The organism is Paenibacillus sepulcri (genome assembly GCF_042647105.1).
Lineage (GTDB): Bacteria > Bacillota > Bacilli > Paenibacillales > Paenibacillaceae > Paenibacillus_Z > Paenibacillus_Z sepulcri.
The window spans coordinates 7801495-7819059 of record NZ_JBHRUP010000001.1 but is presented as its reverse complement, the minus strand read 5'-3'; the positions used below and the strand labels follow the sequence as shown (position 1 = coordinate 7819059).

General features: G+C 51.8%; 10 protein-coding genes. 4 read left to right on the top strand and 6 right to left on the bottom strand.

The annotated features are described in order from the left end of the window. The first annotated feature begins 76 nt into the window (after positions 1-76). Complete coding sequence (locus tag ACFOLF_RS33835; protein WP_210046466.1) at positions 77-1924, top strand: cache domain-containing sensor histidine kinase; 1848 nt, start codon at positions 77-79, stop codon at positions 1922-1924. Further along, complete coding sequence (locus ACFOLF_RS33830; protein WP_210046467.1) at positions 1899-3518, top strand: response regulator transcription factor; 1620 nt, start codon at positions 1899-1901, stop codon at positions 3516-3518. The genes ACFOLF_RS33835 and ACFOLF_RS33830 overlap by 26 nt, the downstream gene beginning before the upstream one ends. A 150-nt stretch (positions 3519-3668) precedes the next feature. Here ACFOLF_RS33830 and ACFOLF_RS33825 read toward each other — a convergent pair whose 3' ends face one another. Beyond that, positions 3669-5009, bottom strand: a complete 1341-nt coding sequence (locus ACFOLF_RS33825) for an IS3 family transposase (RefSeq protein ID WP_379219592.1) — start codon at positions 5007-5009, stop codon at positions 3669-3671. A 127-nt stretch (positions 5010-5136) separates the two neighbouring features. Then, entirely contained in the window at positions 5137-8355 is a 3219-nt protein-coding gene (locus tag ACFOLF_RS33820; protein WP_210043798.1) for a hypothetical protein, read from the bottom strand. A gap of 425 nt (positions 8356-8780) precedes the next feature. Here ACFOLF_RS33820 and ACFOLF_RS33815 point away from each other — a divergent pair, with 425 nt between their 5' ends. Next, complete coding sequence (locus ACFOLF_RS33815) at positions 8781-10538, top strand: sensor histidine kinase (protein ID WP_210043808.1); 1758 nt, start codon at positions 8781-8783, stop codon at positions 10536-10538. Between the two features lie 27 nt (positions 10539-10565). After that, positions 10566-12191 (top strand): response regulator transcription factor, encoded by a 1626-nt coding sequence (locus tag ACFOLF_RS33810; protein WP_210043817.1) that lies wholly within the window; start codon positions 10566-10568, stop codon positions 12189-12191. A 38-nt stretch (positions 12192-12229) separates the two neighbouring features. Here the strand turns inward: ACFOLF_RS33810 and ACFOLF_RS33805 are convergent, their stop codons facing one another. From ACFOLF_RS33805 to ACFOLF_RS33790, 4 genes are read right to left on the bottom strand one after another with little or no spacing between them, the layout of a single operon-like run. Next, positions 12230-13819: an extracellular solute-binding protein gene (locus ACFOLF_RS33805; protein WP_210043818.1), complete on the bottom strand. Its 1590-nt coding sequence runs from the start codon at positions 13817-13819 to the stop codon at positions 12230-12232. Positions 13820-13877: 58 nt separating this feature from the next. Continuing rightward, positions 13878-14759: a carbohydrate ABC transporter permease gene (locus tag ACFOLF_RS33800; protein WP_210043819.1), complete on the bottom strand. Its 882-nt coding sequence runs from the start codon at positions 14757-14759 to the stop codon at positions 13878-13880. Positions 14760-14770: 11 nt separating this feature from the next. Further along, complete coding sequence (locus tag ACFOLF_RS33795) at positions 14771-15745, bottom strand: ABC transporter permease (protein WP_210043820.1); 975 nt, start codon at positions 15743-15745, stop codon at positions 14771-14773. A gap of 5 nt (positions 15746-15750) precedes the next feature. After that, positions 15751-17385 (bottom strand): hypothetical protein, encoded by a 1635-nt coding sequence (locus ACFOLF_RS33790; protein ID WP_210043821.1) that lies wholly within the window; start codon positions 17383-17385, stop codon positions 15751-15753. Positions 17386-17565 lie beyond the last annotated feature (180 nt).

Below are 17565 nucleotides of genomic sequence, written 5' to 3'. Positions count from 1 at the left end.
TATGGAGACAAGCTGACGGTAAAACGCTTTCAATCAGCATAAAATTGCTTATCTACTGACGAAGGAGGCATTACATATGTTCCGGAAATTGGCCGCCTATTATCCATTCTACCCGATCAGCTTGAAATACCGGCTGCTGCTGTACTTCCTGCTGCTGGTCATTCTTCCGACATCCATAATCTCCGTGACGATCTACAACGAATCCTACCAGACGATAACGGAAAACATCAAGGTATCCGTGCAAAAAAACTTGAATATGGTCGAAACGATGCTGCTCAAAAAATTCGAAGAGATGAACGGCATCGCCGATTCCATTTATCTGAATCCGGATATGACCGACATCCTTTCCGCCGAACGACCCATCGATCAAGTCGGGATCCTGAATGAGCTGACCAATTTGAACAAAATCATCAACAGCTACGATTTGCCCAGAGATGACCAGCATCAATATATATCAAAGCTGTATATGATGGACAGGCCGGAATATTTGCAGTACAATTTCTCCCGGAATGTGTCCATCATCAGTCAAATCGAGACGGAGCAGTGGTACGTCAAGCTGCCTCAAAAATCGCGTTATTCCATTATCGGACTTCATGCCAATTCACCCGCACAGCCCAATGTGTACACGATCATGCTGGCCAAGCGGCTGTTCGGCCTGAACAATGCGATCATTCCCTACGTCGGCCTGCTTACCATTGAAGACGACGTGGATGATTTCAACCATATACTCGACCAGCTGAAGCCATCCGTCAATAGCTCGGTGCTTATCATCGACAGCAAGGGCAGCGTCGTCGTAAGTCCCGATATGTCGTTGTTGAACCGCAACCTGTCCTCCGAGCCATATATCCGCAAGCTGATGAACGATAAGCTTGGCCAACAGTCCGAATCCTTCGAAGAGCAGATGGACGGCAAGACAATGCTCGTCTCTTACCGGCATATCGGAGAGTTCGACTGGACGGTCGTATCCATATCCCCCATCAACGACTTGAACGGCAAGCTTGTCTCCTTCCGCAAGGTGATGTATGTCGTATTGGCGCTGTGCATGATTCTGGCCTTTCTGATCGCTCTGCTGCTGTCCAATAACATCACGAGTCCGATCCGCAAATTTATCAAATCGATGTCCTATGCGCAGGAAGGCAATTTCGATCTGCAAATCCAATATTCGCGAAAGGATGAATTCACCTACTTATTCAGTCAATATAACAAGATGATAAAGCAAATCAAGGAACTGATCAATAAATTGTACGTAAGCGAGGTCAAGAAGAAGGAAGCGGAGCTGCAGGCGCTGCAGGCGCAGATCAATCCGCATTTCCTGTACAATACGCTGGACTCGATCAATTGGATCGCGCTGCGTCACAAGGTGCCGGAAATCAGCCAGATGGTCACCTCCCTCTCCGATTTCTTCCGTTACAGCTTGAGCAAAGGGCGCAATGTAATCCGTGTCGAGGATGAATTCCGCCAGGTGGAGAGCTACTTGTCGATCCAGCAGGTGCGCTTCAAGGAACGCCTGGAATATTCGATCGAGGTGGAGCCGGAGGTGTACGGCCATTATGCCGTCAAGCTGATTTTGCAGCCTCTTGTTGAGAACTCTCTCCTTCACGGCATTGAGAGAAGGCGCGGGAAAGGCATGATCGCCATTAAAGCCCGCAAGTCGGAGAATTGGATCATCATCGAAATCAGCGACAACGGCATTGGAGCGGATGTCGATGCGCTGAATGCCATGCTTGAAGACGACGGCAAAAGAAGCGGCAGCTCATTCGGCATGATTAATGTGAACCGCCGGATTAAACAGCTGTTCGGCGCGGAATCGGGGATTCATTACAGCCGTCATGAGGGTCCGGGAGTGACCGTCACGGTCAGGTTTCCGTGTCTGACGACATTGGAGGGAATAGTGGAAGATGCTGAAGATGATTATAGCGGATGACGAATACAATGTAAGAGAAGGCTTGAAGGAAGTCGTTCCGTGGGATGAGATGGGCATCGAAATCGCGGCAGTCGCCGCAGACGGCCAGGAAGCGTTCGATCTATGCCTGGAGCTGAAGCCGGACATTCTGCTCACCGATATCCGCATGCCGATGATCGACGGTCTCGAGGCTGCGCTGAAGCTGAAGGACCTGGGCGATCCGGTCCGGATTATTATTATCAGCGGGGCGCAGGATTTTAATTATGCGCAGACCGCGCTCAACCTGAAGGCGGACGGATATATCCTGAAGCCAATCAAAATTCCCGAGTTGCAGGAAACGGTCAGCAAGGTCGTCGCCTCCATAGCGGCCGAGCGCAGCCGGGAGGAGCTTGCCATTCGCCTCAAGCGTCAGCTGCAGGAAAATATGCCTGCGCTGCGGGAGAAATTCTTCGCCAATCTGATGCTTGGCATGTACAAGAGCGAGCAGGAGGTGCTTGACAAGCTGAATTTTTTCGAGCTTCCTCTCGATCTGTCCAGCATGCGCTGCGTGGCGGCGTTCCAAATCGACGAATACGAGAAGGCGATCGAGCGGTACAACGAGGAAAACAGGCAGCTGCTGAGCTTCTCCATCAACAACATCATGGAGGAAATCGTCAACCGGCATGATGCGGGGATTGCTTTTTGCATGAACGAGAATGAGTTTGTCGTCCTGTTCGATCCGGTCGCCTCCGGCACCAGCCGGCATCTCGATATCTGCCAGGAGATGATCGGTTCCATCAATGAATATTTGAAAATTCCCATATCCGCAGGGATTGGCGAGCCTGTGCACAGCATGCTTCAACTGCACTATTCGTACCGTGAAGCCCGCTCGGCCATCGAATACAAATTTTTTACCGGCAAAAATTCAATTCTGCAAATCAGCGATTTCAAGTCGAACCGCTTTGTCGTAGAATATCCCAAGCTGTACGACGACCAGAACAAGCTCATCAATGCCATGAAGCTGGGCAACCGGGAAGAGGCGACGCTTAAGGTGAACGATATTTTTGATTCCGTATGCGCAGACCGCAATTGCCCTGTCGGATATGTGCAAAGCGTTTGTATCGAGCTGATTAATATGGCTTCCAAATCGTTCTACGAAATGGGCGAAAGCATCGAGCAGGCCGGGGCCGATTTCTCCGCCAGATTCGGCGAGGTTTATGCGAAACGCGATGTTTCGGAGCTGCGTGCGATGCTGCTGTCGCTGTTCGGGGAATTGACCGGTTATTTTGCCGCCAAGCATAACCAGAAGAACAGCCACATGATCAATAAAATTAAAGCGATCATCTCCCAAAATTATATGGAAAACATCACGATTGCGCGGTTATCGGAGGAGGTCTTCCTGTCTCCGAACTATATCAGCCTGATCTTCAAGCAGGAGACCGGTGAAAACATTACGGAATATGTGATGAAGGTGCGGATGGAAGCGGCCAAGGAGCTGATGAAGTCGCCCGATCTGAAAATCCTGGAAATCGCCGAAATGGTCGGCTATGAGAATGCGACTTATTTCAGCACCGTGTTCAAGAAGTATACCGGTATGCATCCGCAGAAATACAGGACGCTTATTCAGTCGCCTTAGAAGAGAAAATTCAAGGGCGGGCTAAGCGTTCGGAAGCTGCTTCCAATGGCTGTTGTCACCAGATTTTCTGGCTCAAAGCGAAAAAGGCCAGGTGTCGAATTGTGAACTGTGACCCGATTTATGGACCATGTTGAAAAAAGACCTATAACCCTAAGCCGTCAAGAGGTGACTTCTGAATTCGTCAGGAGTCATTTTTTTTAATGTCCACTGATAGCGTTCGGAGTTGTAGTACAAGATGTATTCATTCACACGTACTCGTAGTTCCTTTAACGTCTGACAGTCGCTGTACAGGAGCTCGTCTTTCATATGGCCAAAGAAGGACTCCATAGAAGCATTATCCCAGCAATTGCCCTTACGGGACATCGACTGTTGGAAGCCCGCCTGCTGGATGAGGTGGCGGATTTTAGGGTGCGTGTAGTGCATGCCCTGGTCCGAGTGAAGCATGGCTTCGGGGTGGAGGGTTCCATCCAATCGCGTTTGCAATCTTTCCAGCGTTCGTTCCACAATAGAAAGCTCCAAGGTCGAAGATAAGCAATGCGCCAGGATCTGTTTTGTTGCTCCGTCCTTCACACAGGACAAATACGCCCATTGGCCTCCACCATAACGCATATAGGTAATGTCTGTGAGCAGCACCTTTTCGGGTTCGCCCGGATTAAACTGCCGTTTCAAAAGGTTTTCGCACGTCCGGTGTTCTTGCGTCGCTCTGGCCATTTTGCGATAAGGATTGGCTTGACGTACCGTGGCCCTTAGCTTGAATTTTCGCATCAAACGACGAATTTTCTTGTGGTTCATGACAACACCGTTAAGTCGTTCAAGCCGCATTTTAATCCCCAATGCACCGGCTTTGCCATTGAGCTGGTTAAAGTGGGTTTGAATAAGCTGCACATCGTATTCATCTACAACCTCTCGAAGTTGACGCTCTTCTTCGGCTCTGCACCAGCGGTAATAGCCACTTGTACTGACCTCAGCTGCCTGACACAGAAAGCGGGTTAAACGCCGCAAGCTATGCCTACGAATGGTTTGGTTAATGATCTGAAAGCGCCCGGAAGACGTTAAGGCCTTATTGGTTTGCCTTTCGAGCGCTTCGAGCTTTTTTAGAAGATCGTTTTCGGCCTCAAGAAGCTTAATTCGGGCTTCCGCGCGTCTGAGTTTCTCTTCAACCGATAATTCCCCGGCAGTTGTTCTCCCCGTACTTTCTTTTCCACGCTTTTCCTCCAATAAGCCAGCTTCACCCTGAGAGGCGTAGACCTGTCGCCAACGTAACAGACACTTTTTGGGTTTCTCATGCCCGATGACGTCCATATTAAAACCGGCTGCGTAGAAGATTTCCATGGGCGTCTGCCCCTCCAGATAGGCCTGAACAGCAGCGGTTTTAAATGTTGGAGCGTACGTGATGGTGGTGTCCGATACACGGCGTACATTCGGATTTAACTCCAGCTGCCTCATCTCTTGTTCCGTAAAGGTTCTTGATGCTCCCCTAGCTTTTCCCATGATCCCATACCTCGCTCGTCGTTATATAGTTCGATTAAAACACAAAATGACCCGTAAGAGGGGCACTTTTTTCAAAGTGTCCATCTTACGGGTCACAGTTCATTGATCGACACCCGGCCTTTTTTTGTTAATTGTTTACAATACGGATATCATCGACGTATGGATCATAATAGCCGCCTGTAACAGTTGAAGCATAGAATCCTATGCCCTTGACCCGATTCCACAGGAAAGGCATCGTTGTCGGCAGGCCTGTCGCGCTGTCATAGTAAACGCCCGTATCCGGGAATGCGGAGAACGGAATCGTCACTTCCACCCACTTGTTGCCGTAATCGGCTGCTGTCAAATAATTGGAAAGCGGCACCCTGCTCTCCACCAGCTTCCCGTTATTGTCGCTTGTAAGCTCAACCGATAAGCTGTCGACTTTTCGCTTCGTGTACACCCAGAAATGAATGCCCGCTGTATTTTCAAGCGATGTATAATCCATGAGAACCGATTTGGAAGCCGAATTTGTAAAATTAATGCCGACAAGCGAAGGATCGAAGCCTGCCGTAAATTTCAATCTCAGCGACTTGGTTCCTTCCGCCGGGGTAAATACGGTACTGCTGTCGATCGCGTATCCCGAATTCATCGAATATCCGCCTTGGGCGGTCCCCAGAACGCCGGAGATGAGAAAGCTGTCGTCAAACACCGGACGGATCAGATCGCCGGGTTGAGCGGTGGATTGACGGGTTGGCAGGCTTCCGATCGGCGCGTATTCCAGCTCGATTTCATGCCAGGCGTCGGCCGGAAGGTTCAGCTCTCCCGGTGTCGTCATGGCCAGCTGCTCATAGCCCGTCTCGCCCCGCGGACGCGTCCGTTTGATATACCAGGCCTTGGTGCCGGTAGACGCTTTAAGCTGCTTCAGCTTGATTTGCGGGCCGGTAATTTCAATATTCGCCGCATCCAGAGCTGTTCTGCTGACGATCAGCTTCTGAGCATCCGGGAAATCGTTCCCGTCGTTCGAAACCATGATCACCGTGGCGGACCCGCTGCTGCCTGTAATTTGCAGCCGGTTTAACAGCGCGGGGGGCTGGCTGTCCAGCAATCCGCTGAACGCTTCCGCCTGCGGCGCAGCGATAGTCAGCTGTTTGCGCTGCGTATTCTTGACGATTTGCCCCGTATCGGAAACAAGCGGGTTCGCAGGAGCAGTTGTCATATAAGGAGCCGTGGGCTGAGAAGCCGGAACAGGGCCAAATGTCCGCCGGAAGCTGTTTATATTTTGCCATCCCGGCTTGATGGAATATTTGGGCGTCATCAGCGAATTATAGTCTGTCGCCCCCGTCGGATCATCCACATAAATCGTCTTCGGATTTGTGCTTTTTGCAGTCAAACCCTGCTTGAACAGGATGCCCGATGTGCGAAGATGATCCAGATTCATGCCGTCCGATTGCATTTCGCCGACCATATCGCCAAGGACATTGGGCTGGCGCTCCTCCCACATCGACCATCCGTCCTTGCCGAGCATGCGGTCGCCGTGCTCCCATGCGAACCAATCGACGCCGCTCCAATCGTTAAACGATCCGTATGCACTGGCAGCCAGTAAAAGCATGCTCCGGTACGGCGCATTCACAGGCAGGCTGGCTGCCGCTTCCTGCTGGTTGATTTCACCGATAAAAAACGGCTTGCCTGCTATTGTGGATTTGGTAAATGAATTGAATACATCGTCGAAATCCTTCACAATCAGCGGGTTGACATAATTGTGGTCCTCAATCAAATCCGATACGCCGGCCTGCATCTTCTGAAAGCTTTCTCCCCGCCACAGATTGGAGAAAATCATTGGCTTCTGGACATTCAAGCCTGTCACATAACTTTTGATCCGGTTAAAATAATTCTGATCGAGCTCCCGCAGGAAATCGCCGCGTGCAAGCTTCTGCGCTGTCGTCGTCGGGGTATAAAAGTCGCATGGCGCAACTCCGTGAGCCGCGGTATAAGCCGCCCACTTCGTATTCAGAATCGTTTTCCAGTATGAAACGGCCGGAAACGCCGTACTCTCAAACTTGTTGCCGGCAGTGACGCCGTATTCCGATGAGGTCTCATTCATCGTCTCCAGATAAAGCACCTGCGGATCGCTGCCATAGGCAATGCCCGTATAGGGATTGACATGTGTCAGCAGATTCCCCGCAAACTCCTCCATGAGCCGTGCCGCACGCTCGTCGATCATCGGAAGAAGGCGCACCAGATCAACGTTGCTCGGCATCTTGTTCAGAGCATCCATGGCCGCCATCCAATCCGTACGGTCCTGGGAGGTAGTTTGCATAATGTCCACATCGCCTGGCAGATATTTTCTGGATGAATCCAGGCTCAGCTGAATATAGATGCCGCGGGCGCGCAGCTGCGCATTCAGATAATCGAACCGCTCCCAGGCTTCCAGGTTCGGGTCACGCGTATTCGTGGTATACGTCGTCAGGGCGCCGATTTTGGAAATCGGGTTCCAGTCCAGACTGTTTCTCATCAGATGATGAAGCCGGACGACGTTAATTCCGAGGGAATCCAGATTGGCCGCCAGATGGTCCGCCTGCTCGTGGGTCGGGTAGGTCGATACCAGATTCATCCCCCAGAAGCGTACCGGATCTCCGGCATCTGTCACCATATGCTCCCCTTGAACAGTGACCGGCTTGATAGTCGAGGTAATAAAACGGATATTATCGACGCTGGGATCATAGTACCCGCTCGCAGTCGTATCCGCGAAGAAATTCAATCCCCGTACTCGGCTCCAGTCAAACGCCGCGGGGGTGGACAGATGGGTAACGGGATCATAATAAAAGCCGGTATCGGAAAAGTCCTGGAACGGGATGACGATCCGCGTCCATTTGTCCGCATAGTCGCCGCTCTTCAAATATTTTGAAACCGGAAGCCGCGTTTCGATCAGATTCCCGCCGCTGTCGCTGACGAGTCCGACCGAGAAGCTCGGCACCCTGGGGGATGCTTTCGGGTTCACCCAGAACTCCAGCCCCCCGGTGATTTTCATTTGCGGCGTTACAGCGAATGTATCCGCCGTCGAATCAGGCTTGATAAATCGTAAACCGACAATATCGCGGTCAAAGCCCGCAGTAAATTTCAAGCGCAGGGCATACGGCGCACTGTGAAACGTCGTTGTGCTGTTCGATACCGACTGGGCATTCTCGAAGCCGGCAGCAGACGTCAGATAAAATAAATCGTTGCCCGCCTGCGTGCTGTAAATGTCCCGCAGCGTGTCAGCCGGACCATCGGCATGCGACGGCTGTACATCCAGTAAACCGAGTGCGCTTGAGAACAAAATGACTGCCGCGCCGATCCACGCTAACCTGATATGTTTTCGCTTTTTCATTAAACTTCCTCCCGTTCTTTTAAAAATCGAATACCTCTCTGCCCTACCGCTTGCCAATCCGTTAATCCGCTTCATCGCCTCCTTTCAGAAAAAAACGGGCAAGATGCTGCCTGTCTTAACCCCGGTTTTTGCGGGCAAGAGACCACTCTCAACTTTGTTTATCAAGTGACCTGGCCTCTCCATTACAAGCTTTATTGTATCCGCTTACAACAAAGGGTAAATAAAATAATCTACGGCGACATTTCATTTTCTATCGGCTATCGGGCAAAAGCAGCCAAGATGGGTGCATTTAAACCACAAGCTCCTGGAATATCCGGATTTCTCCTGCACAATCCGACGAAAAATTAAACAATCCCGCTTTTTCTACCATGCAGGCGGTATTATTTATTATGATAGAAGCAAGAGAATGTCCAAGGAGAGAATACATGCCCCTACTGAACTTGAAATGGCTCAAGAAGCTGCAGATTACGCCCAAGGTGTTTCTTATCACATTCGTTTGCTTCGAGTCTCTCATTTTGCTGCTGGGCTATTCCTATCACAAATATTCCTCAGCCATCCTTGTCGATTCACAAATGAACTATGCCGTGCAGATGGTGCAAAAAGCGGACAGCTACCTGGAAATGAATATGCAGCATATCCGCACCAACCTGCTTACAATTGCCCACGATACGAGGTTTGCCGAAGCGCAGTACGAGCAAATCAATCAATGGCTGAACGGCAATCTGATCCATTTCATTCCAAACGTAAGCAATATTCACGTCATGTCCGGCCGGGAGGTTCGGGCCAGCACATCGCTAAACAGCTGGGAGCTGCCTAAAAATGCGTATTTAATGAAACAGCTTGAACAGATGACGGAATTCAACCGCATCTACTGGATCGGGCCGTACTTCTCGAACGTCTCCCGGCATACGCTTACTGCTGCGCTGGCCATTCCTTCCGCCGCAGGAAATCACGATATCCTCATGTTCGACGTCGATCTGGACAGCCTGTACCAGGCGCTGCTTCCAACCGACACCCCTTCCGCAAGCGGCGAGCTGGTCCTGCTGGACAGTCAGCGCAGCCCGGTCTTTGGCAGGGAGCCGTACATGCAGTATGACTACCGGGCGCACAGCTTCTCGCTGAGCGGCATCTATCCGGCTTTATTCCAGCAGGATTGGATTCAGACCGAGACGGAGGATGCGGCAGAACGGGAGATTATTATAACGCGCGGACTGAACGACATTACCGGCTGGCAAATCGTCTGGATCATGAACAAAAGCGATCTGCTGAAGCCCCTCGATTATTCCGTCCGGCTATCCTGGTGGCTGGCGCTTGCTTCCCTGCTGCTCTCGACTGCTCTATCGTTTTTCATCTCCAGCTACATCAGCCGTCCAATCCGCAGGATCGCAGCCTCGATCAACGAGGTAAGCTCAGGCAACCTGAACGCCGAGGTCCGCTTGAACCGCCAGGACGAGATCGGGTTTCTGGCCATGCATTTCAACAAAATGACCCATAAAATCGGCGATCTTATCGATGAATTGAAGGAAACGGAGGAACAGAAGAAACAATCCGACTTCAAAGCGCTGCATATGCAAATTAAACCGCATTTCCTGTACAATACGCTGAACACGATCAGCATGATGGGCAGGCAGGGGAAGTCCGAGCAAATGGACCGGATGATTTCTGCTTTGACGAATCAATTGCATTATACGCTTGATGCGTCCCCGGCTCCCGTCTCCTTGCGGGAAGAATTGAATGCGGCCCGAAACTACGTTCAGCTTATGAAGAGCCGGTATCCCGGCAAATTCGAATTCGACATGGACATCGATCCGCTGTCGCTTGACCGGCAGTTGCCCAAATTCATTCTGCAGCCCCTCGTTGAAAATGCCATCTTCCACGGTCTTGTTCCAAGCAAAAATGAAGGCCTGCTGTTTATCAGCACTGCCCTTGAGGACCATTATTGGGAGCTGCTCATCGAGGATGACGGCGTTGGCATGAACGAACAATCGCTGAATGAGCTGAAGGCCCGCATACATTACCGTGGACGTGAGGATCAGACGGGCGAACATATCGGTCTGACGAATGTACATGAGCGGCTTCGGTTAATGTTCGGGGTCGAATACCGCATCGAAATAAGCAGCGAAGCACACCGGGGGAGCCGTATTACAATCAGATTGCCGATCGGCCCTTCGCAGCATACCTAATTGGCACGAAAAAGGAGAGGCTCTTGCATGAAACGAATCATACTGGTCGACGACGAGCCAATCGCAAGACAGCACGTGAGGGAAAGCTTTCCGTGGACGGATTGGGGCTACGAAATCGTTGGAGAAGCCGGGAACGGGGCCGAGGCGCTTGAATTATGCGGCGGCCTGAAGCCCGATATGGCACTGATCGATATTACGATGCCTGTCATGGACGGCCTCACGCTGCTTGACCATATGGCTGCTTCGTTCCCGGATACAAAATGCATCATCCTCACTGCGCACCGGGATTTCTCCTATGCGCAGAGAGCTGTACAGAAGGGCGCCTTCGGGTATATATTGAAATCGCCGATCGATCTGGCTGAGACGAAGGCTGCTTTGGAGCGCGCCTCCATGGAGCTGGAGAAGGAGCGCAGATGGGTTGTGGCATTGGACCGCGAAAGGCGGCTGGTCGAATCAAGCCGGTACCCGCTGCGCAGACACTTTTTCCAGCAGCTGCTTACCTCCGTGCTGACCCAGGACCAGGAAATCATGCAGCGCAGCAGCGGAATCGGAATTACGCTTACGGCCGATCATTTCCTGATGCTTGTGTGCCAGGCCGATCCGCTGCCCCTGTTCGTCGCCAAATATCCTGAAAACGACCAGTCGCTTGTGGAATACAGCATGCTGGAGATTGTGCGCGAATCGCTGCTGCCGCTGCTGCCCGGCCAGTTCGAGATCCTTCCCGCCTTTTTCGGCCGATTCGTTATTCTGATCACCTTTAACGGTCCTGTAACTACCCGGGACCATTACAGGCAGGTGTGCCGTCAGATCGAGAAGCGGCTGGAGGAGCCGCTGTCGAATTATTTGAAGCTGCAGCTTGCAATTGCGGCCAGTCCTCCTTTCAGTGAGCTGCACAAGCTGAAAGCCGTCTATCAGAAGACCGCCAGGCAAATGATCTACCGGTTCTATTACGAACGTCCGCGCATCATTCATGCGGAGGATTGTTTCCCGCTTCAGCCTTTGTCACGCGAAGACGCCGTATGGCTGAACGGGCTGGCCGCACAAACCGCGTCCGATCCGAATCCGAAAACGCTCCAGCGGTTTCTGAATAAAGCGAAAACCTTTTTTCTGCAGATGAAGCAGCAGCCGGGCGATGTTACCGATTGGCTTACAGAGCTGAAGACGATTTTTGTGAATGACAGCCATCTTCCGCCATGGCCGGACTTCCGGGAAGCGGGCAGCTTATTCGACGCCATCCTGAGGCTTGACGGCTGGTTCCAGCGGATGCTGCGCATCCAGAGCAGCAAGCTCTCCATTCGTCCCGAGATTGCCCGCGCCATGCAGTACATTCATCTGCATCTGCAGGATGAATTGTCGCTGGACACAATTGCGCAGGAGGTGGAGCTCAGTCCATCCCACCTCGGCCATCTGTTCAAGAAGGAGGTCGGCACTTCGGTAATCGATTATGTGCTGGAGCAGCGGATCGAATTAGCCAAGAGATATCTGGAAGAGGCGCGGTTCCGCAATTACGAATTGGCAGAGAAGGTCGGCTTCCGCCATTATTCCTATTTTTCCACCATGTTCAAGAAAATGACAGGAATGGGGCCGAATGAATACCGGCGCTCGGTGAAAACCTCCATCCTCCCCCTCGCATACGAGAAAGAGAAAGGGTGACTCCCGTCACCCTTTCTCTTTCTCCCTTTTCAAGCGATTTATTGGCCGCTATCCGTGCTTTTGATGAATTCATTCATCTCCTTCACATATTCCTCGCCGCCGTTGTCATACCATCCGGCAAGCAGCTTATCGAATTCATCGACCGGCGTTTGGCCGAGGACAATCTTCATAATCGTCTGATCCCAAACCTTTTTGTAATCCATATAATCCGGTTTCTTCGCTGCCTCCGGCGTAAAATCCAGATTTTTGGACAATACGACAGATTCGACCGATTTGTTCAGCCAAGGTGTGCTCATGTCGATAATGTCCTGTGGCGTCGTGAGCGAGAAGTAAATTTCCGTGTCGCCCGCGCGACGCATCGTATTGAGCCGGACCGGCGCTAACTCCTTATCCTCGACAGCCGTCATCTTGCCGTCTTGTTTCGTGTAGTCGAGCCCTTCGTAACCGATCAGCATCGTCGGATACACATCATCCTTTAAGTAGTAATTCAGCACATCGACTACCTTTTGCGGATTCTTCGCGTTTTTGGTCAATCCCCAGAATCCCCACAGGCCGACTCCGTAACCAACGCCTTCCACTTTGTCGTCCTTTTCGTTTTTTACGAACAGGTAGGTGATGTCCGCATCCGGATTAATTTTCTTCAGCTCGTCCGCATGCCACCCATAATGACCAGCGAAGCCGGACATCACACCTGTAATACCGCGGATAAACCGCTCGCGCGAGGTTGTTGAATTGTTGACGGCGGAATCGGGATCGAGCAGGCCGTCCTTGCTCAGCTGCGCTGTATAAGCAAGCGAGTTCTTGTAGGCGCCGCTGCTGCGGTCAAACATCGCATCCATATATTCGAAGTCGCCTCCCTCCGACTTCTGCCAGCCAAGCTCGCCGAACTGGCTCGTCAGAATAGGCTGCAGCACCTTGTTCGGATCGGCGAACGCCGCATATCCGTACGTATCGTCCTTGCCGTTGCCATCGGGATCATTCTTCGTGAATTTCGTCAAAATTTCCGTAAACTGATCAATTGTAATTTCCGAATTGTCCGGAATGGCAAAGCCGATATTTTTCAGCCAATCCTTGCGCACCCAGAATGCGTCATTACGGATCACCGTCGTTCTCGGAATGCCGTAGATCTTCTCGTCCTGCTGCACTTTGAGCGCATTCCAGGACACATCATACGTATATTTCATCAGGCTTTCCTCATTTTTAATGTAATCGTTCACAGGCACAATCAGGCCGTCCCGGACAGCATTGAGGAAGCTTTGATCATTGGTGGCCGGGAAATACACCAGATCCGGGTAATCTCCGGACGCCAGCATAAGCTGTACCCTTTCCTGGTATCCGGTAACCGGCGGGATATCAAATTCCAGCTCCACGTTCAGATCCTTTTGAACCTGCTCCACCCATTTCTTGTCTGTAGCCGACAGGTTCGCCTGCTCGTGGTTCGCCATGATTTTGATCTTGACCGGCTCCTCCTTGCCGCTTCCCGTTTCCGTCTGGCCGCTGCTTCCCGCACTGCCGTCCTCATTCGTTCCGGTACCGCCATTTCCGTTGCCGCTTCCGCTGCAGGCCGCTGTAAACAGAAGCACCGCCGCGATGAGCGCAAGCAGCGTTCCCCTCATGGTCTTGTTCATTTGTACTACCCCTCTCCTGATTGAAAAAATATATAAGAACACTCCTGTCGGAGTCATTCTAACCTTTTACAGATCCAAGCATAATGCCTTTGACGAAATATTTTTGCACAAAGGGATAAACGCACAGAATCGGGATCATGACCACCATCAGCGTCGCGTATTTGAGCGTTTCCGGCACGACCGCGTTCCTCCCCGCCTCCGCCATATTGCCGCCCCCGGAAATCTCCTGCATCCGCGTTCCTTCGATAATTTCACGCAGGAAAAGCATCAAGGGCCAATTCTCCACGCTCCGTATATAGATAATGCCGTTAAAAAAGTTGTTCCAGTAGCCGACCGCGGCAAACAGGCATAATGTGGCAATAATCGGCTTGGACAGCGGTACGACAATCCGGAACAGAATGTACGGATCGGACGCTCCATCGATTCTGGCCGCCTCCTCCAGCTCCTCGGGCAGGCTTTCCATGAAGTTTTTCATCAGAATAAGACTGAAACCCGATAGCAGCAGCGGCAGAATGAGCGCCATCAGCGTATCGATCAAGCCAAGCTCCCGGAACAGGTAGAAGTTCGGGATAAGCCCGCCGTTGAACAGCATGGTGAAGATAACGATCAGCAGAAAAGCATTGCGGCCCTTCAGATGCTTTTTCGATAAGGGGTATGCCGTAATGATATACAGAAACATGCCGAGCACGACCCCGCTGATCGTAACAATAATGGTGTTCGTATAGCTGCTCAGCAGGATCGGATGCGACAATATTTGTTCATATGCGGAGAAATTAAGCTGACGCGGCCAGACCATCATCGGATTCTCGACAAAGGCGCTGTAAGAGCTGAGCGAAACAGCTGCCACATTAACAAACGGGTACAGCATGATAATGCAAACAATGACCAGCAGCGTATAATTTGCACCATCGAACCATTCAAGACGTCTGCGTCTGTGCATTGAATTCCCACCTACCATATCTGATTTCCGAATATACGCGCGATCCGGTTCGCAATGATGATCAGCACAAATCCGACCAGCGATTTGAACAAGCCGACCGCAGCCGCAAACGACAATCTGCCGTCGATCAGGCCGATCCGGTACGTATAGGTTTCGAAGACGTCGGCCACATCGTACGTCAGCGGATTATACAGTAGAAATACCTGCTCGAACCCATTGTCGAGAATATTGCCGATCCGCAAAATAAGCAGCACGATAATCGTTGTCACAATGCCCGGCAGCGTGATGAACCGGATCTGCTGCAGCCGGCCTGCGCCATCCATCTTGGCCGATTCGTACAGCGTCGGATCGATTCCGGTCATGGCCGCCAAGTAAATGATTGTGCCCCAGCCGACCCCTTTCCACACCTCCGCCGAAATGATGATCGAACGAAAATAAGCAGGGTCCAGCAGAAAATTGACCGGTTCCATATCCAAAGACTTGATCACATAATTGACCATGCCGGTCGAAGGGGACAGGAAGTTGACGATCATGCCCGCGAGTACGACCCAGGAGATGAAATGCGGCAAGTACATGATCGTCTGTGATACGCGCTTGAACACCATACCCCTGACTTCATTCAGCATAACTGCCAGAATGATCGGTGCCGGAAATTCCCAGAGCAGCTGGTACAGGCTGAGCAGCAGCGAGTTCCGCAGCACTTTATAGAAGTCCTTGGCCTGGAATAAATATTCGAAATGCTCGAATCCGACCCAGGGACTGTCCCAAATCCCTCTGACGAGGCTTAATTCCTTGAAAGCAATGACAATGCCCAGCATGGGCACATATTTGAATATCAGCAAATATAAAAAACCGGGGATCAGAAAAATGTACAGCCATTTATTGCGGATCATATACTTCTTCAGTGAATCCCGCCTGAGCGAGCGCGGCTTCTCCTTCATAATGCTTTCGACGCTTGCCTGCATGGGCCGCACCAGCCTTTCCATCTTTCTTAATCGTCTTCGAAGACAAGATCCGACGTCGTGTTGTCATCAAGCCTGTACCTTGTACGGACGTCTTCATAACGATTGCGCCGCAGCGTTACCCGTTTGGCGTCGCTGATATCGGTGCCGGTATCGAGATGGCGGAACAGACAATCTTCAATGACAATTCCATCCATATACGGCCCATCGAAACCGTCCGCATTGATGCCGATCGCGCCAACGGCTCCCATTCGCGGCGTATAACCGCAGTTGTCAAAGCTGCAGCCTCGGATATGTACATTCTTCGGATGTCCCGCTTCATGAAATCCCGGGTATTCGCAGCCGATGAAGATCGCCTGATTCATCAGGTTCGCATAAGTTACGCTGCTTATCCTCACATTGTCGTACCGGACCACATGTCCGCAGCCCGCCACATTCCTGAATTGGCCTCCATCAAGAGAATAAGAGCTTAAGCTCCAGCACTGCGGCACCGCATTCGTGCCCACGGATACGTTGTCCGGCAAATCGTCCGTGAACGAAACTGTATAGACATTCACGCCATTCCGGTATCCGTCATGCCGCCACGTGTCGACCGTCCGCCTGGCTGTATCCGTGCCGATCCAGAACTCGAATCCGGTATGCCGCTTGAGCGGAGCATAGTTCCACTTGGCATGAAAAACCGCAGTCCTCCGGCCGATAACCCGTTTCAGCACAAGAAATGTGCTGTGCATATTTTGACCGTCCATGCGTACGCCTTCCACATGCATATCGGTTATGGTAAAATCGCCGCTGCATTTATAAATCTTCCAGGCATCCCTGGGGGCGGTGAACAGCAGGCTGCCCTCCGGCTTGAACACGACGCGCGCTGCCTTCACGTCGGAGCAGCATTCCGTCTGCATGGCGAACCCGTTTGCGCTGGACGTATGAATATTGTCAATCGTCAGCCGGCTGCAGTGTTCGAATTGCAGCTGAAAATCGGTCAGGGAGCCGAAGTGCCATGACAGCCCTTCCCCGACGGCGACCTGCCGCGCGACTTCACTGCTGTCAAGCCGCATGGCTCTGCCTGAGCTGCTGCCGGTCCGGTACCAGTTCGTGCCTGCACCGGTTCCGTAAGTGACGCTTTCACCGACAAGCGTTCCCGAGGTCAGATCGAAGCGGTTGGCGCAATAGCAGGCCATGCCGTCTACAACCGGATTGCCTTCAAACACCTCGACAACGACGTAATGCCCGCCCTTGTCCGTGATGACGCCGGCGCTGGAATACGGCAGGCTTCTGGTCAGCTTCACATTTCTTAAAGCAAAGTCATCGCAATGACTGACCCATAGAATCGAAGGCAGATACACCTGATTCTCTCCTCCGTTATATCCCTCCAGTATGGTAGCGGGATTGCCCTCTGCATCACATTGCCCTTCCAGCGTCAATCCGCTGCAGCCGCCAATGAAGAGATGATTGCTGCTCCAATCGCGGTTCGCTGTCCCCTCATTGGTAACTGCGCTGGTGAGTGTGTATGTGCCTGCATCGAAAATAACTTTGGAGCGCCTGTGCGTTATCGCATAGTCTATAGCTTCCCGAATCGCCCCCGCCTGGTCCCCGGGGTCATCGGCGGATGCGCCGAAATCACGTACATGCACACTGTCCTCTGCTTGGCTTGCCTCCTCAACCATCCAAATTCTCCTTTGCCGATGCTGTTTCTTGTGGCTACGTACCCAGTATAAACGGTGCGGCAGACATGGAGCCATTCATAATACGACGAAAAGTTTCGTTATACGGCGTAGCGGCAGGTTCATGTATCCATCCACCCTTCATGACCATCATCATGATCGTGGATCGACCGCCGTCATAAA

Coding starts and splice junctions, on each gene's coding strand:
- ACFOLF_RS33835 (WP_210046466.1), top strand. CDS start 77: ATGTTCCGGAAATTGGCCGCCTATTATCCATTCTACCCGATCAGCTTG.
- ACFOLF_RS33830 (WP_210046467.1), top strand. CDS start 1,899: ATGCTGAAGATGATTATAGCGGATGACGAATACAATGTAAGAGAAGGC.
- ACFOLF_RS33825 (WP_379219592.1), bottom strand. CDS start 5,009: ATGGGAAAAGCTAGGGGAGCATCAAGAACCTTTACGGAACAAGAGATG.
- ACFOLF_RS33820 (WP_210043798.1), bottom strand. CDS start 8,355: ATGAAAAAGCGAAAACATATCAGGTTAGCGTGGATCGGCGCGGCAGTC.
- ACFOLF_RS33815 (WP_210043808.1), top strand. CDS start 8,781: ATGCCCCTACTGAACTTGAAATGGCTCAAGAAGCTGCAGATTACGCCC.
- ACFOLF_RS33810 (WP_210043817.1), top strand. CDS start 10,566: ATGAAACGAATCATACTGGTCGACGACGAGCCAATCGCAAGACAGCAC.
- ACFOLF_RS33805 (WP_210043818.1), bottom strand. CDS start 13,819: ATGAACAAGACCATGAGGGGAACGCTGCTTGCGCTCATCGCGGCGGTG.
- ACFOLF_RS33800 (WP_210043819.1), bottom strand. CDS start 14,759: ATGCACAGACGCAGACGTCTTGAATGGTTCGATGGTGCAAATTATACG.
- ACFOLF_RS33795 (WP_210043820.1), bottom strand. CDS start 15,745: ATGGAAAGGCTGGTGCGGCCCATGCAGGCAAGCGTCGAAAGCATTATG.
- ACFOLF_RS33790 (WP_210043821.1), bottom strand. CDS start 17,385: ATGGTTGAGGAGGCAAGCCAAGCAGAGGACAGTGTGCATGTACGTGAT.